The organism is Rodentibacter sp., assembly GCF_057314195.1.
The window spans coordinates 1-16,025 of the sequence record NZ_DBHLAM010000058.1 but is presented as its reverse complement, the minus strand read 5'-3'; the positions used below and the strand labels follow the sequence as shown (position 1 = coordinate 16,025).

The window sequence follows — 16,025 nt, the reverse complement described above, 5'->3', positions numbered from 1 at the left end:
CGACCTTGCCAAGGTCGGGGTCGCGAGTTCGAGCCTCGTTTCCCGCTCCAAATTCACAATCCGTTGCAAAAGCAGCGGATTTTTTATTTATGCCAAAAGAGAAAATGCTTTTAGGCGACTTATGAAACGGTGCGGCGATGGCTTGAGGCAGAAATTACCCTTCCCAAATAGCACCGCATTGAAGCCGCCTCCAATGCGGTGCTATTCTTTGACACAAGCCAACGCGTTGTTCGACAGGCGTTTTGTCAATTTGCCGCAGCATACCGGCAAATAGCCGTTCTCACCAAAATCCGTTTCGCGAAAACGCCTAAAATGGGGTAAAATCTCGCACCGTTTTAACGCTAATCAATCATGATAACTATGCTCGAATCAACCCGTTATATTCCTGATGAATCCACCATGCTCCGTTTCGGCAAAAAGTTGGCTGAAAATATTTTACAAGTCCAAGCAAATCGCGCCGTAATTTTATATTTCAACGGCGATTTAGGCGCCGGCAAAACCACACTTACACGCGGTATGGTGCAAGGTTTGGGGCATCAAGGCAAGGTGAAAAGTCCGACTTATACTTTAGTAGAGGAGTACAACGTCGCGGGCAAAATGATTTACCATTTCGATTTATATCGTCTCGCCGATCCGGAGGAATTGGAATTTATGGGCATTCGCGACTATTTCGCCAAAGACTGCATTTGTCTGATCGAATGGCCGGAAAAAGGCGAAGGGCTGCTTCCGCCGGCAGATTTATCGGTCAATATCGATTATTACGATGATGCGCGCAACATTACGCTCATCGCGCAAACCACATTGGGCGAACAAATTCTTCGCCGGCTATAACTCTTACACATTGCACATGAAAGCAAAATTTTTGTTTCTTTTCGGGATATTTTCCTTTTTTTCAACCGTGCTTTTTCCTACATCGGTTTTTGCGGCGCCTTGGATAATCGCCATTGATCCCGGCCACGGCGGCAAAGATCCGGGCGCTGTCGGACGCAATTTAGGCATTTACGAAAAAAATGTTACGCTTTCTATTGCGCGCGAACTGAAAGCTTTATTGGATAAAGATCCCAATTTTCGCGGTGTATTAACACGCAACGGCGATTACTATATTTCCGTACCTGAACGCTCGGAAATTGCACGCAAATTTAAAGCCAATTATTTGGTTTCCATTCATGCCGATTCGTCGTTAAATCCGAACCAACGCGGTGCTTCCGTTTGGGTGCTTTCCAATCGCCGCGCAAACGATGAAATGGGGCAATGGCTGGAAGACGACGAAAAACGCTCCGAACTATTAGGCGGTGCGGGCAAAGTGCTTTCACATAACAATGACAAATATTTAGATCAAACCGTATTAGATTTGCAATTCGGACACAGCCAGCGCACCGGTTACGAAATCGGTAGAAATATTTTACGCCGCTTCGCCAAAGTGACGACCTTAAGTCGCAGCACGCCGCAGCACGCCAGTCTCGGCGTATTGCGTTCACCGGACATTCCGTCGGTGTTGGTGGAAACCGGTTTTTTATCCAACGCGGAAGAAGAACAAAAACTCAATTCGCCAGCCTATCGGCGCCGCATCGCCTATATGATTTACGAGGGATTGGTAGCCTATCGCAACGGCAATTTAAAATCCGTCGTCACCGTTGAACAGGAAAACGCAGATAAAGACGCCGACAAGTTATCGGTGAAAGACAGCTTAATCCGTCATAAAGTGAAAAACGGTGAAAGCCTCGGTAGTCTCGCCAATAAATATGACGTCAAAACGGCGGACATCATTGCCCTTAATAAACTTAAACGTAAAGAGTTGTGGATTGGCGAAACTATAAAAATTCCGGACAATGGCAAAAATCAGAAAGCCGTCGAAGCTAAAACGGTCGAACCTAAAAAAACAGAAAATAAAAAAACAGAAAATAAAAAAGTAGAAAATAATAAAGTAGAAAACGCCAAACCGGCCGATAAAAAAAGCGATAATAAGTCTGCTAAAAGCGATAAGAAAACTGACCCGAAAAAAGGCGAAATTCCGCTTTATCACATTGTCCAAAAAGACCAAACGATTTACGCGATTTCCCGTGAATACAACATCCCGGTGAATCAAATTTTAAAACTCAACCCTAAATTGAAAGACGGTAAAGTCCTTACCGGACAAAAAATTAAGTTAAGAGAAAAATAATGGCGATTAAAATTCTTTCCCCGCAACTGGCCAACCAAATTGCCGCCGGCGAAGTTGTGGAACGCCCGGCCTCCGTAGTGAAAGAATTGCTGGAAAACAGTCTTGATGCGGGCGCCAACAAAATCCAAGTGGACATTGAAAACGGCGGCGCCGGCTTAATCCGTATTCGTGACAACGGCAGCGGCATTCCCAAAGATGAACTTGAGCTCGCCTTGGCGCGCCACGCCACCAGTAAAATCACCGATCTTGACGATCTCGAAATGATTTTAAGTTTAGGCTTTCGCGGCGAAGCATTGGCCAGTATCAGTTCTGTTTCGCGTTTAACGCTAACTTCACGAACCGCCGAACAAACGGAAGCCTGGCAGGTTTATGCCCAAGGACGTGACATGGAAACCACGGTCAAACCGGCCTCGCATCCCGTCGGTACCACGGTGGAAGTCGCCAATTTATTTTTTAATACGCCGGCGCGACGCAAATTTTTACGTGCCGATAAAACTGAATTCGCGCATATTGACGAAGTTATTCGTCGCATCGCCTTGGCGAAATTCAATATTGCCCTCACTTTAACGCACAACGGCAAAATCGTGCGCCAATATCGTCAAGCCGCCGATCTGCCACAGCAACTTAAACGCATCAGCGCCATTTGTGGTGAGGATTTTGTTCAAAATGCGTTACGCATTGATTGGAAGCACGACGATTTGCATCTTTCCGGTTGGCTCACCGCGCCGAATTTCCATCGTTCGCAAAATGATTTGAGCTATTGCTATATCAATGGTCGCATGGTGCGCGACAAAGTGATTATGCACGCCATTCGTCAGGCTTACGCCGAACATTTACCGAGTGACGCCTATCCGGCCTTCGTTTTATTTATCGATCTCAATCCGCACGAAGTGGACGTAAACGTACATCCGACCAAACATGAAGTGCGTTTTCACCAACCGCGCTTAATTCACGATTTTATCTATGAAGGCGTGAGCCATGCACTAAATAGCCAAGCACTAAATAACCCGGCGCAAATGCAATTTCAAGCGCCCGAAAATATGCCCTCCAATGCGGTGCTAAATCGGAACCTCAATGAAATTCGCGAACCGCTGCCGAGTTATGAGGCTTCTCGGCCGAACAAACCGAATCGCGCGGCCGCCGGACAAAATATGTTTGCACCTAACCCGCTGCCGACGGAAAAAAACGCGCAAATTTCGCCGTATTTTTCGACCGATGACGGCAACTCGTCTTACCCGACGCTTGAAGGTTATCGCGACTCCCGCGCACATTATCGTACGGAACAACCGGGCAAAATCGAACAGAAATTGTACGGTGAATTGCTAGCCGGAAAAGCTGCTTCGAGCCATATCATCGAGCCATCCGCCCCTTCTTTTTCCGCCGCGCCACCGGCTTTTAGCGCGACGGAAACCGACCTCAAAACACAACCGCATCTTCGCGCACTCGCATTAATCGAAAACCGCGCCTTGCTGTTGCAGCAGCAACAAGATTTCTTCTTGCTGTCATTAGAAAAATTGCAACGACTGCAATGGAAATTGGCGCTTCAACAAACACCTGTCGAACAGCAACCGTTGCTAATTCCCATTGTATTTCGCTTAACCGAAGCACAATTTAATCGCTGGGAAAAACAACGCGAAGATTTCACCCGCGCCGGCTTTGAATTCATCGCCAACCACGCGCAACGCCGCTTAACGCTCAATCGAGTACCAAGCCTATTGCGCGCGCAAAATCTGCAAAAATGCATAACGGCGCTACTTTCCAACGAACAACACAGCACATCATTTTTGAGTGCCCTTTGCACCCAACTAGAAAGCAAAAACTGCAGTGTGCTTGCCGATGCGGTGAAATTATTAAGCGACACGGAATTATGCTTAACTAACGCCAACCGCAACGAATTTAACGCCTTGCTCAAACCGCTTCACTGGCAGCCTTTATTAGACGAGTTATAAATGAAACCGACCGCAATTTTTTTAATGGGCCCGACAGCATCCGGTAAAACCGATTTGGCCATTCGACTGCGCAGCCAATTACCGGTAGAAGTGATTAGCGTTGATTCCGCGCTGATTTATAAAGGCATGGACATCGGCACTGCGAAGCCTTCCAAACAAGAGTTGATACGAGCACCGCATCGACTTATCGATATTTTAGATCCTGCCGAAAGTTATTCTGCGATGAATTTCCGCGATGACGCGCTGCGCGAAATGGCACAAATTAGTGCGCAAGGCAAAATTCCGCTTCTGGTCGGCGGCACCATGCTGTATTACAAAGCCTTACTTGAAGGGCTTTCGCCGTTACCTTCTGCCGATGAACGCGTGCGTGCCGAAATCGAACGAAATGCGGCGCAACAAGGCTGGGCGGCCTTGCATCAAGAACTGGCGAAAATCGACCCGATATCCGCCCGTCGTATCAATCCGAACGATTCGCAACGGATTAATCGTGCCTTGGAAGTGTTTTACATCAGCGGCAAAACCCTCACGCAACTAACGGCAGAAAAAGGCGAAGGCTTACCTTATGACGTGTTGCAATTCGCTATTGCACCGCAAGATCGCCGGTTATTACACGACCGCATTGAACAGCGCTTTCACCGGATGATCGAACTCGGTTTTCAACAAGAAGTGGAAAAACTTTACGCGCGCGACGATTTGCATATTAATTTGCCCTCCATTCGCTGTGTAGGTTATCGCCAAATGTGGGAATATTTGCAAGGCGATTACGGACATGACGAAATGGTTTTTCGCGGCATTTGCGCCACCCGCCAACTCGCCAAGCGCCAAATAACTTGGTTGCGCGGTTGGCAAACGCCACTGCGCTGGCTCGACAGTTTGCAACCGAAAGCGCCTGAAGAAAGTGTGCTACGCAGCTTAGACGAACATCAAAAAGGTTAAATAATGACCGTATTTTCCACCCTTATCGAACAAAAACTCCACGCGCTCGGCACCCTTTTATGCCAATCTTTTCCCGAAATCGACGCGCATCAACTTAATCAACACATTCAACAATACGCTTTTGACGAAAATCATCCTATCGGACAATTAGGCTATGCGGTGGCAATGTCCGATTTTGTGGAAAACGTACTGCAAAAACAGCCGCACCTGCTCGCGCAATGGTGGGAACACAGCCCGACTTTTGCCGCTTGCGACGAATATTCGACACGCTTAAATGCCCGACTGGCGACAGTCGCCAACAGCACCGCATTGAATAACGCCTTACGCGTATTTCGCAATACGGAAATGGCAAAACTGAGTTTTTGCCAAAGTTTAAACTTAGCGAGCGTAGAACAAATTTTCGTGCGTCTTTCCCAATTGGCGGAAAGTCTGATTATCGGCGCACGCGATTGGCTTTATCGGCAAGCCTGCGACGAAATGGGCGTGCCTGTGGACGGACAAGGCAACGCGCAGCAACTTTATATTCTCGGCATGGGAAAATTGGGCGGCTTTGAGCTAAATTTTTCTTCCGACATCGACCTGATTTTTACTTATCCTTCTCTCGGAGAGACCCGCATTGAAGGCACGAATGCCCGCAAGCCCATTGATAATCACAAATTTTTTACCCGCCTCGGACAGCGTTTAATCAGCGCGCTGGATGAATTCACCCCTGACGGTTTCGTATATCGCACGGATATGCGGCTGCGTCCGTTCGGCGAGAGCGGCGCACTGGCGTTAAGTTTTGCCGCAATGGAGCAATATTATCAAGATCAAGGACGCGATTGGGAACGTTATGCAATGATTAAAAGTCGTGTTTTAGGTGCACAGGAAGGTGATCCGCATGCGGCTTATTTGCAAAAAATGCTGCGCCCTTTCGTTTATCGTCGTTATATCGATTTCAGTGTGATCCAATCACTGCGCGAAATGAAAGGCAAAATCGAACGCGAAGTGCGCCGTCGTGGCTTAAAAGACAATATCAAACTCGGTGCGGGCGGTATTCGCGAAGTGGAATTTATCGTGCAAGTGTTTCAATTGATTCGTGGCGGGCGGGAAATCGCTCTGCAACAGCCATCGTTGCTTAAATTATTACCGGAAATCGCCCGACTCGGTTTGATTTCGCAGGTTCAATCTCAAGACTTGCGGGAAAGTTATCTTTTCCTACGTCGTGTGGAAAATGTGCTGCAAGCGATTAACGACCGACAAACTCAAACGCTGCCGACAAACGATACGGATCGCCTTCGTTTAATTGAAAGCTGCCGCCGTTTTCGCTGTCTGGACAAGACGGGCAATGCAGTGGAAAAAACCTATTTAATAAAAGATTGGCAAGATTTTTACCACATTTTGCAGCAAATACAGGGAAAAGTGCGGTCGGTTTTCAAGGAACTAATCGGCAGCGAAGAAAGCGAGAATCCGAACGCGGAAAATCAATGGCAAGATTTTCTCGAAGCGAATTTCGATGAAATCAAACAAATGTTAGCTGAAACCGGCGTTCAGCCGGACCATTTGCACGAGATTCTGGAGCAATTGGCGCAATTCAAAGAAAGTTTGAACCGCCGTGTAATCGGCGCGCGCGGACGCGAAGTCTTGGGGCATTTAATGCCAACGCTTTTTTCCTTGATTTTCAAACAAACACATTACCGCGCTTTACTGCCGCGCATACTGCATATTATCGAGAAAATTTCCAGCCGCACCACTTACCTCGAATTATTACAGGAAAACCCGCAAGCTTTGCGACAAGTGATTGATTTATGCGCACAATCGCAATTGGTTGCCGATCAATTAGCGCGGCACCCGATTTTGCTGGACGAATTGCTAAATTCAGACAGTTTGCGCAATCCATTGCCGTTTTCCCGCTATCCCGACGAACTGCAACAATATTTGTTGCGTCTGCCGCCTGATGATGAAGAACAATTTATTGATGCACTGCGTCAATTCAAACAGGCGATTTTACTGCGCGTCGCCGCGGCGGATATTTTAGGTGCCTTGCCGGTGATGAAAGTGAGCGACCATCTCACTTATTTGGCAGAAGCCATTATTGAAGCGGTGGTTAATTTAGCTTGGAAACAGGTTTCCGCAAGATTTGGTACGCCTCAACATTTGCAGGGTGAAGAAAAAGGATTTCTTGTAATCGGCTACGGCAAACTCGGCGGCATCGAATTAGGCTATAAATCAGACTTGGATTTGGTTTTTCTTTATGACGCGATAGAAGGCGAAACCGTCGGCGGCAAAAAAGTCATCGACAGTAACCAATTCTATCTTCGATTAGCTCAAAAAATCATCAGCATTTTTAGCCTTAATACGAGCGCCGGCGTGCTGTACGAGGTGGATATGCGCTTACGGCCGTCCGGCGATGCCGGCTTGCTCGGTTGCTCGCTTAGCGCCTTTGAAAATTACCAACTCAATGAAGCCTGGACCTGGGAAAAACAAGCCTTGGTGCGAAGCCGAGCGGTATTCGGTGAAAACGCGTTACGGGAAAAATTTGAAAATATTCGACAACGGGTACTTTCCGCTCCGCGCGATATTGCCGAACTGAAACGAGATGTCACTGAAATGCGAGAAAAAATGTTTAGCCATTTGTCTCATTCTCAAACCAACGAATTTAATCTTAAAATCGATCGCGGTGGAATTACCGATATTGAGTTTATTGCACAATATTTAATGTTGGCGAACGCACCGCAAGATCCGAAGCTGACCAAATGGTCGGATAACGTACGTATTTTTGACTCAATGGCGGCGGCAAATATCATTAGCACAGAAGATTGCGATGCATTAAAGCAATGTTACGTGGATTTGCGCAATACCATTCACCATTTGAATTTATTAGGCAAGCCACCTGTGGTCGCGCATTATGAATTTAGCAAAGAAAGGAAATTTATCCGCAATTTCTGGCAAAATTTATTTAATGAATAACATAGAATCCGACATAAGATTTCCAATCCGCAGAAACGCGCCGGACGATTGGTGAATCAAAACCATGCATCGGATATCAAAAATAGCACCGCATTGGAGGCCGTTCCAATGCGGTGCTATTTCGAGAGTACAATAAAACCGAATGCAAGCTATTCGACTAACGTTTTCACTAATTCCACCACAAATGCCAACCGCACGTTGGTTTCAGTCAAATCTTTTATAAACTTGAACTTCAGCGGCCCGTCAAAACGATACACAATCGGTTCTTTTTGAATCAACCGAATAAATTTTTCCGGATCCACCTTAGCGCTCGGTGCAAATTCGATAAAACCGCCTTGCGTACCGGCGTCGATGCGCAATACCTTGATCGGTGCAACTTGCATACGTAATTCAGCGATTTGTAACAAATTTTTCGCTGCCTCCGGCAACAAACCGAAGCGGTCGATCAATTCCACTTTCAGCTCATCCAACTCTTGCTTACTTTCCGCAGCGGCAATACGTTTATAGAAGGATAAGCGCATATTCACGTCGCCTAAATAATCCTCCGGCAATAGCGCCGGAATGCGTAATTCAATGTCTGCGTGTTGCTGTGTCAATTCGTCCAGCGATGGTTCACGCCCCTCTTTTAAGGCTTTCACCGCTGCGTCGAGCAATTCCATATAAAGCGAAAAACCGATGCTTTCAATTTGACCGCTTTGTTCGTTACCAAGCAATTCGCCGGCGCCGCGAATTTCTAAATCGTGAGTGGCAAGAATAAAGCCGGCACCGAGATTATCCAGATTTTCCAACGCATCTAAACGACGCTCCGCATCTTTCGTCATCATTTTCGGGGGCGGCGTGAGCAAATACGCGTAGGCTTGATGATGAGAACGCCCTACCCGTCCGCGCAATTGATGCAACTGCGCCAAACCAAAGTGATCGGCTCGTTCGATAATGATGGTATTTGCAGTCGGCACGTCGATGCCGGTTTCGATAATCGTAGAACACACTAGCACGTTATAACGTTGGTGATAGAAATCAGTCATTACGCGTTCCAGCTCGCGTTCACGCATTTGTCCGTGCCCGACGACAATGCGCGCTTCCGGCACCAGTGCGGCAAGTTGTTCGGCGGTATTCTCAATACTCGCCACATCATTATGCAAATAATAAACCTGTCCACCGCGCAGAATTTCGCGCAAAATTGCTTCGCGTATTACGAGATCATCTTTTTGACGCACGAAAGTTTTAATGCTCAAACGACGCGCCGGCGGCGTGGAAATAATCGAAAGATCACGAATGCCGTTCATCGCCATATTCAACGTACGCGGAATCGGCGTCGCTGTGAGTGTGAGAATATCAATATTTGCGCGCAGTTGTTTAATTTTCTCTTTTTGTCCGACACCAAAGCGGTGCTCTTCATCAATGATCAACAAGCCCAAATCACTAAATTTTACATCGGACTGAATTAATTTATGCGTGCCAATTAAAATATCCACTTTGCCTTCAGATAAATTTTGCAGAATGTGTTTTTGTTCTTTGGCGGTTTTAAAACGAGAAAGCACTTCCACATTCACCGGTAAATTGGCGAAACGATCTTTGAAATTTTCGTAATGTTGTTGTGCCAACAGCGTGGTCGGCACCAATACGGCGACTTGTTTATGATTCATTACAGCTAAAAATGCGGCACGCATCGCCACCTCGGTTTTGCCAAACCCCACATCGCCGCACACAAGGCGATCCATGGCTTTTGGTTGACACATATCAGAGAGCACCGCATTGATAGCCATTTTTTGATCATGGGTTTCTTCAAACGGGAAAGTCGCAGCAAATTGTTGAAATTCTTCACGATCATATTTGAATGCAAAGCCTTTCTTCGCCGCACGCTGCGCATACACATCCAGTAATTCCGCCGCCACATCGCGAATTTTCTCCGCCGCTTTTTGGCGCGATTTCGCCCAAGCCTCATTACCGAGTTTGTGCAACGGCGCAGTTTCCTCCGAACCGCCGACATAACGACTAATTAAATGCAGCGAAGTCACCGGTACGTAGAGTTTGGATTCATTCGCATAATTGAGCAGTAAATATTCCGCTTTAATACCGCCGGTATCTAACGTTACCAAACCACCGTAACGTCCCACGCCGTGATCCAAATGCACCACCGGTTGGCCGATTTTCAGTTCTGCAAGATTGCGTACCAGCGTATCGGGATTAACGCTTTTGCGTTTATCGCGGCTGCGTTGTTGCACGCGTTCACCAAGCAAATTCGCTTCGCCGATAATCGCAAGCGGCGGCGTTTGTTCAATAATAAAACCTTGTTCGAGCGAACTTACCCACAGGCTAAATTTTTCTTGTTCTGCCTGAGCAAGCGATTTTATTTGTTTCGGCTTGAGTTTTAACGGTGAAAGCAAATCCAGCAAGGTTTCGCGGCGCCCTTCCGTTTCCACGGAAAACAAAATATGGCCTTTAAATTGTTCGATAAATTGACGAAGTTGCCCAAGCGGTTCTTTTTGTTGCGATTGAATCGTCACTTCCGGCAATGCTGTCACCGGTAAATTTTTCTGGCGGACAGATGAGCGCACTTTTTCCGTTTTTAAGCTAATACGAGGATAAGATTTGAGTTTGCGATTCACTTCATCGACATTCAGCCACAATTTTTGCGGAGCTAGCAAAGGGCGCATTGGATCCGCTTTGCGCTGTTCATAACGCTGTGCCGCATCGCGATAAAAACGTTCCCCTTGCTCTTGATTACCTTCTATATCGATAAACAAAGTCTGCTGCGGCAAATAATCAAACAAGGTCGCCATTTCCGCAAAAAACAACGGTTGCCAATATTCGATACCGGAAATCAATGTGCCTTTACTGATTTGTTGATAAATATGTTCCGGATCACGACGAATTTCGCCGAAAGTTTCTCGAAATTGAGTCCGGAAAAACTCGATGCCTTTATCGTCCGTTGGAAATTCATGCGCAGGCAATAAATTGACGGACTGAATTTCATCTAGCGTACGCTGAGTATCCACGTCAAAGGTGCGGATAGAATCTATTTCGTCGTCAAAAAAATCTAACCGAAAAGGCTGCGCACTTCCCATTGGGAAAAGATCCAGCAATGAACCACGCACCGCATATTCACCGTGTTCCAGCACTTGCTCCACCGCGCGATAACCCGCCATTTCCAGTTGTAAACGCATTTTATCGATAACAAGACGATCGCCTTTTTTAATCAACAGAACATTATGTTGCAGATATTGCGGCGGGCAAAGGCGTTGCATCAAAGTGGCGATCGGTAATAAAAAAATGCCTTTTTTGGCCTGTTGTAAATAAAAAAGGGCGCTCAAACGCGAGGAAATAATTTCTTGATGGGGCGAAAAAGTATCGTAAGGCAAGGTTTCCCAATCGGGAAATAAACGCACGTCCAGGCGGCTTAATTCTGCTAATACGCGCGATAAACGCAGCGCGCTTCGGGTGTCTGGCGTAACCACTACCGTCAGCCCCGCATTTTGCTCGGCGATTTCGCTAATCGCCAATGCATCGGCGCCCTGCAGCACGTTACCTAAAATTTTATGATCATTCGGTTCGGTAGGAAGATCGAGGGGGAAAAAAGCGGTATTCATAAATAATGCGTCAATCTTGAATAAAAATTGACGCATAGTTTACTGAATTAAAATATGGGATTCAAGCCAAAGTCTGTATATAAAAACAGGTTATTTTTTGAAGAGCGAATCTTCCTTTTTTAAGTTTCCGTTTTCATCTTCACGCATTTTCGGCACGCCACAACAGCTCGGCGAATCAAGATCATAGGCTTTGATGAAATTGTCGTATTTTTCCAAAGCGCGCTTAAACCAGCCTTTTGGTTTTTCAATTTGTTCAGTCATAAAGGGTCCTTTTATTATTCTTCAGTAAAAATTGTTTAATTTCTAAACGAAGGTATTCTACGCTTTTTTTCTTGTTAAACGGAAGTTGTTTTTTTGTTAAATAGGCAAAAATGTGCGGAAAATTTCGCTCGCCGAAACGGTTTAACAAACGACGAATTGCCGGTTGCACGGAAAACAACGTTCGATGGAAATAGGCAAAGTCTTTTAGGCTTTGCCAATCCGTTTCGTTTAGCGTCCAATCCGTTTCGCCCGAAACCAAGTTCGTCGCAAGAGGATGAAAAGACAAAGGGAAATTGCGCCGAAATTGTCGTTCGGCGATTCGTACCAATTCCGCGCCTTGTGCGGAAAGCCCTTTTAAGGCGATGGCAGAATAACAGCCGCTACTCGCGTCTTGATGCTCGCCTAAATGTACCAAAATAAAACCGCATTGAAGCCAAAAACGGGCGAGTTGCTCCGTGTAGCCGAAACTTACTGAAAGAAAATCGGTATGGCGACATTCGATCGAATCGACTAGCTTACGCCCGATGTGCTGCCGTTGCCAATGCGGTGCTATTGCGATACGTGAAATCCGTAACGAACGCAAACGGCAAGCTTGCGGCAAATTTTCGTGAAAACACAACGCTTGCGGCACTAAATTGCCCTTCGGGCGACGTTTGCCTTGTCGAATTTGCTCGAGCAGGTATTCGTCTCGTATTTCGCCCTCTTCTAACGCCCAAATTGCACCGAGCAACTTTTCGTCGCATTCGGCCAGATAAAAACATTGTTTCCGGCCGTCTAATAAGCGGCGAAGATCAATCGGTGAAGTGCGATAATGCGCAAGGCTCATCAAACCGTAAAAAGATTCGGGCGATTTTACTAATTTGCTTTGAGAAATTTCATGAATATGAATATCCGTTTGCCGCGCATAATCAAGTCGCCCGAATGCCTCTTCCGCATTCAAAAGCAGCAGATCTTCGATAAAAAGTTCGAGCGGGTCATTTTCCGCCCAACGCAGCGGTTGTTGCAGTTCGAAAGACAAAAAAGTGCGGTCGATTTTTTGCTTAAATTTGACTTCAAAACCGCGTCCCGTACCTTCGTAACTATGGATTGTGGTACTGAATAAAATATGCTGAAAATGTCGCGTAAATCCTTGCAACTGTGCAAGCGGAATCATCGCGGCCTCGTCCACAAAAAGCCAAGCATTTTTGCTAAACGCCGGATCTTGTCGCAGGCGTGCGCTTAACTCGTCCGGTGCGATAAATTGCGGGTCGCTTGCGGCAAAATTGCGTAATGTTTCGACCGCATTTTTATTCGCGGCGGTCAAAAAAATCGGTGCTTTGAGTCGATCGGCCAGAATACCTAACAGCGCGGATTTACCGCGTCCTCGTTTGGCTGTGAGAAAATACAGATCGTGCTTTTTTTGCAAAATCTGTTCGATAATTTTTTGCTGGGCCGCCGTCGCGTGCCGGCTTACATTTTCCGAATAATCGGATTGCCGAAATAGCACCGCATTGAACGCCGTCAACACGGGGAAGCCATAGCGCGTCACGCATTGTTTGAAGTGGCGAATAAAATTTGGTGTGGCAATAGCCTGTTGCTTGCCGCTCCAACGCAGGCTATCTTGATCCGGCCGGCATGCTAAATTCGCCCAATCCGCTAACAACAAGCAAAGCGTACCGCCCCTTTTTAATGTACCGGCAGCAATGGCGAGCGCTTCTAAATGAATGCCTTGGCGTGCATCAAACAAAATATGCGCAAATTCTTGCCCAAGCAAATTTACCGTTTTCGCAAAAGGCACGCCCGATTCCCCGACAACCAATACGTCAGGCGGCAAATTTTCGGGTAAATTCTGAGCAATAAGCAACTGGCATTGGCGTGACATAAAGAATCCTCAACAAATTCTTCTCATTTTAGCGAAAATTTTAGCTAGCAAAAAACGGCGAAGTGCAAGGACTCCACGACGAAACATTTGTTCCGCTCAAAGCAGGCGGTCAACCTAATGGTAATTATTTTTGGTTTATTCGACTTGAGTATTTTGGCTAGTGGATGGGTATTCTTTGCGTAATACTTTCATGGATTAGATAATAAAAGCGCATCAAGCCCTTATTTTTAGATGAAAAGTAGAATGTGGCTATTTTCTAGACGTTTAAATAATCCTCTAATTCCTTCACATTGTCTTGCCAACTTTCATCCAATTTATTGAGCCATAATTCGATGCTCCAACGCCAATCTTCTGCTTCATTATGCTGCATTTTCTCCGCCCAGCCTTGAACGGTTAACAGGCCCACAGATGCCGCCGCGCCTTTAATTTTATGGGCGAGATCGGCCACTTGTTCGGCTAAATCATGATTTTGTCGATAAGTGTTAAAAGTCTGATGCAATTCACTTAAATAATTTGGCATCATTTGTTTGAATAATGCCAAATTCTGCGCCATTTGGGTTTTACCTAATAAGCCAATAAGTTCCGTGTTTAGGGTTTGATGCTCAGTTTTATCCGTAAATGCCGTTTGCACAGAAGAAGGTTCCATTTCCTCGGCAAAAAAACGATATAAACAATGCCGCAGTTCTCCTAAGGCGAGCGGCTTGCGCAGCACCGCATCCAGCCCTTTGGCCAGATATTCTTGCTCGGTTTGCATCACATTTGCGGTAAAAGCCACAAGTGGCGGAAGAAAATCATAAATGCCGTCCTCATATTTCTGACGGAAATGTTCGGCAATATCAAAACCCGACATATCGGGTAATTTAATATCTAATAAAACAATATCGTAAGTATTACGCTCAAATAAATGAATTGCTTCCCGCCCATTCATCGCCACGTCCACATGATGCCCTAATTTCTCCAGTGCACTTTTTGCCACGATAACATTGAGTTCGATATCTTCCACAAGCAACACCGACAAATGCAATGACGACTGTAACAGCGAATTATCCCTTATTGGTTCGCTTTTTTTGGCACGAATGGTTAAATCAAAAGTTGAGCCGCTACCAAGGCGACTTTTCACCTGCAAATCGCCGCCCATTAAGCGTGCCAAATTTTTAGAGATAGCAAGGCCAATCCCGCTACCGGAAGAGCGATTTGCGTTTTCCTTAACTTGATAATACATTTTAAAAATATTATCTAACTCGCATGGCGCAATACCGCTTCCCGTATCGATTACGCTAAATTGATAAACGTCGTTTTCCGAAGCGCTAACCTGCAAAGTAATTTTGCCTTTTTCAGTAAACTTCGCCGCATTACTAATCAAATTCCACAAAATTTGACTTAATCTTGCACGATCCAAATAAAGCGAGTCCGGTAATTCTGAAGTAATTTCCAAAGAAAACTGAAGATTTTTAGGCTCGCTCATCAGTATAGCAAAATTCTGAATATCATTTAACAGCGAATTCAAATCCGTCGGCTGGAAATTAAGTTCTAACCGTTGAGTATCAAATTTATCCAAATCAATAATATCGCTAAAAATATATCCCAAACTAACCGCGCTAATATTGATGGTTTTAAGGTAATTACGCTGCTGTGCCGAAAGTTGATCATCTAATAAAATACGACTCAACCCGATAATTCCGTTAAGCGGTGTGCGCAGCTCGTGGCTAATGGTTGCAAGTAAAGTACCTTTATCCCGGTTACTTTTTTCTAAATTATTAAGCGCAATAGAAAGTTTCTGCTCCGCTTGAATTCTCTCCGAAATTTCATTTTGCAAACGAGAAACCGTTTTAGAAAGGTCAAGGCGAGATCGCTCTAATTGCTCGACTAAAAGCGTGAAAAAATAAATGACAAAAGGCGCGGTAAAAAGACCAAAAATAATAGAGCGAACCACATCCCGCCAATCAATTTGATTGGTAATAAAAAAACTTAATAAAATTTGCGCACTTAATGCTAAGACCGCCAAAATAACCAGGCCTAGTAAAGAGAATCGAACGCGACCGAGCCGAATTACCCAATCTACATAGCGACGTGCAAAATATTTTAAGTTTTTCATAGAGGTAAAATGAAATGAAGGACTTGAGCTATTCTAACATTTTCACAGTAATGATGGGGGGTAACTTCTATATTAGGTAAGCCACAGGATTGAACATCGGTTTAAGTACCGCATTGGGGCTGTCTGTCTTTCTCCCGTTTTACGATTTTTCGCCAATAAAAAACCCCGGCCTTCTGACCGGGGTTCCTTTCATATCTACCTGGCGGTGCCCTACTCTCACATG

General features: G+C 45.7%; 9 protein-coding genes. 5 read left to right on the top strand and 4 right to left on the bottom strand.

Annotated elements, in window-relative coordinates; translation table 11 throughout:
• Positions 1-360: 360 nt before the first annotated feature.
• The 5 genes from tsaE to glnE are packed head-to-tail and all read left to right on the top strand — an operon-like array spanning position 361 to position 7,995.
• Positions 361-831 (top strand): tRNA (adenosine(37)-N6)-threonylcarbamoyltransferase complex ATPase subunit type 1 TsaE, encoded by a 471-nt coding sequence (gene tsaE / locus ACO59Y_RS08575; protein WP_486132403.1) that lies wholly within the window; start codon positions 361-363, stop codon positions 829-831.
• Positions 832-847: 16 nt separating this feature from the next.
• Entirely contained in the window at positions 848-2,161 is a 1,314-nt protein-coding gene (locus ACO59Y_RS08570; RefSeq protein ID WP_486132401.1) for a LysM peptidoglycan-binding domain-containing protein, read from the top strand.
• Positions 2,161-4,110: a DNA mismatch repair endonuclease MutL gene (gene mutL / locus ACO59Y_RS08565; RefSeq protein ID WP_486132399.1), complete on the top strand. Its 1,950-nt coding sequence runs from the start codon at positions 2,161-2,163 to the stop codon at positions 4,108-4,110. Before ACO59Y_RS08570 ends, mutL begins: the two co-directional genes overlap by 1 nt.
• Positions 4,111-5,046 (top strand): tRNA (adenosine(37)-N6)-dimethylallyltransferase MiaA, encoded by a 936-nt coding sequence (gene miaA / locus ACO59Y_RS08560; RefSeq protein ID WP_486132397.1) that lies wholly within the window; start codon positions 4,111-4,113, stop codon positions 5,044-5,046.
• Between the two features lie 3 nt (positions 5,047-5,049).
• The gene (gene glnE / locus ACO59Y_RS08555; RefSeq protein ID WP_486132395.1) at positions 5,050-7,995 is read left to right on the top strand and encodes a bifunctional [glutamate--ammonia ligase]-adenylyl-L-tyrosine phosphorylase/[glutamate--ammonia-ligase] adenylyltransferase; all 2,946 of its coding nucleotides are present in this window, start codon (positions 5,050-5,052) and stop codon (positions 7,993-7,995) included.
• A 149-nt stretch (positions 7,996-8,144) separates the two neighbouring features.
• Here the strand turns inward: glnE and mfd are convergent, their stop codons facing one another.
• From mfd to ACO59Y_RS08535, 4 genes are all read right to left on the bottom strand, one after another.
• Positions 8,145-11,585: a transcription-repair coupling factor gene (gene mfd, locus ACO59Y_RS08550; RefSeq protein ID WP_486132393.1), complete on the bottom strand. Its 3,441-nt coding sequence runs from the start codon at positions 11,583-11,585 to the stop codon at positions 8,145-8,147.
• A 90-nt stretch (positions 11,586-11,675) separates the two neighbouring features.
• A complete protein-coding gene (locus ACO59Y_RS08545) occupies positions 11,676-11,846 on the bottom strand; it encodes a DUF5363 family protein (protein ID WP_373603906.1) in 171 nt (56 codons plus the stop codon).
• Positions 11,839-13,707 carry a tRNA(Met) cytidine acetyltransferase TmcA gene (locus tag ACO59Y_RS08540; RefSeq protein ID WP_486132391.1) on the bottom strand — a complete coding sequence of 623 codons (1,869 nt, stop codon included), beginning with the start codon at positions 13,705-13,707 and terminating at the stop codon, positions 11,839-11,841. Before ACO59Y_RS08540 ends, ACO59Y_RS08545 begins: the two co-directional genes overlap by 8 nt.
• 256 nt (positions 13,708-13,963) lie before the next feature.
• On the bottom strand, positions 13,964-15,802 hold the full coding sequence (locus tag ACO59Y_RS08535; protein WP_486132388.1) for an ATP-binding protein: 1,839 nt from the start codon (positions 15,800-15,802) through the stop codon (positions 13,964-13,966).
• Positions 15,803-16,025 lie beyond the last annotated feature (223 nt).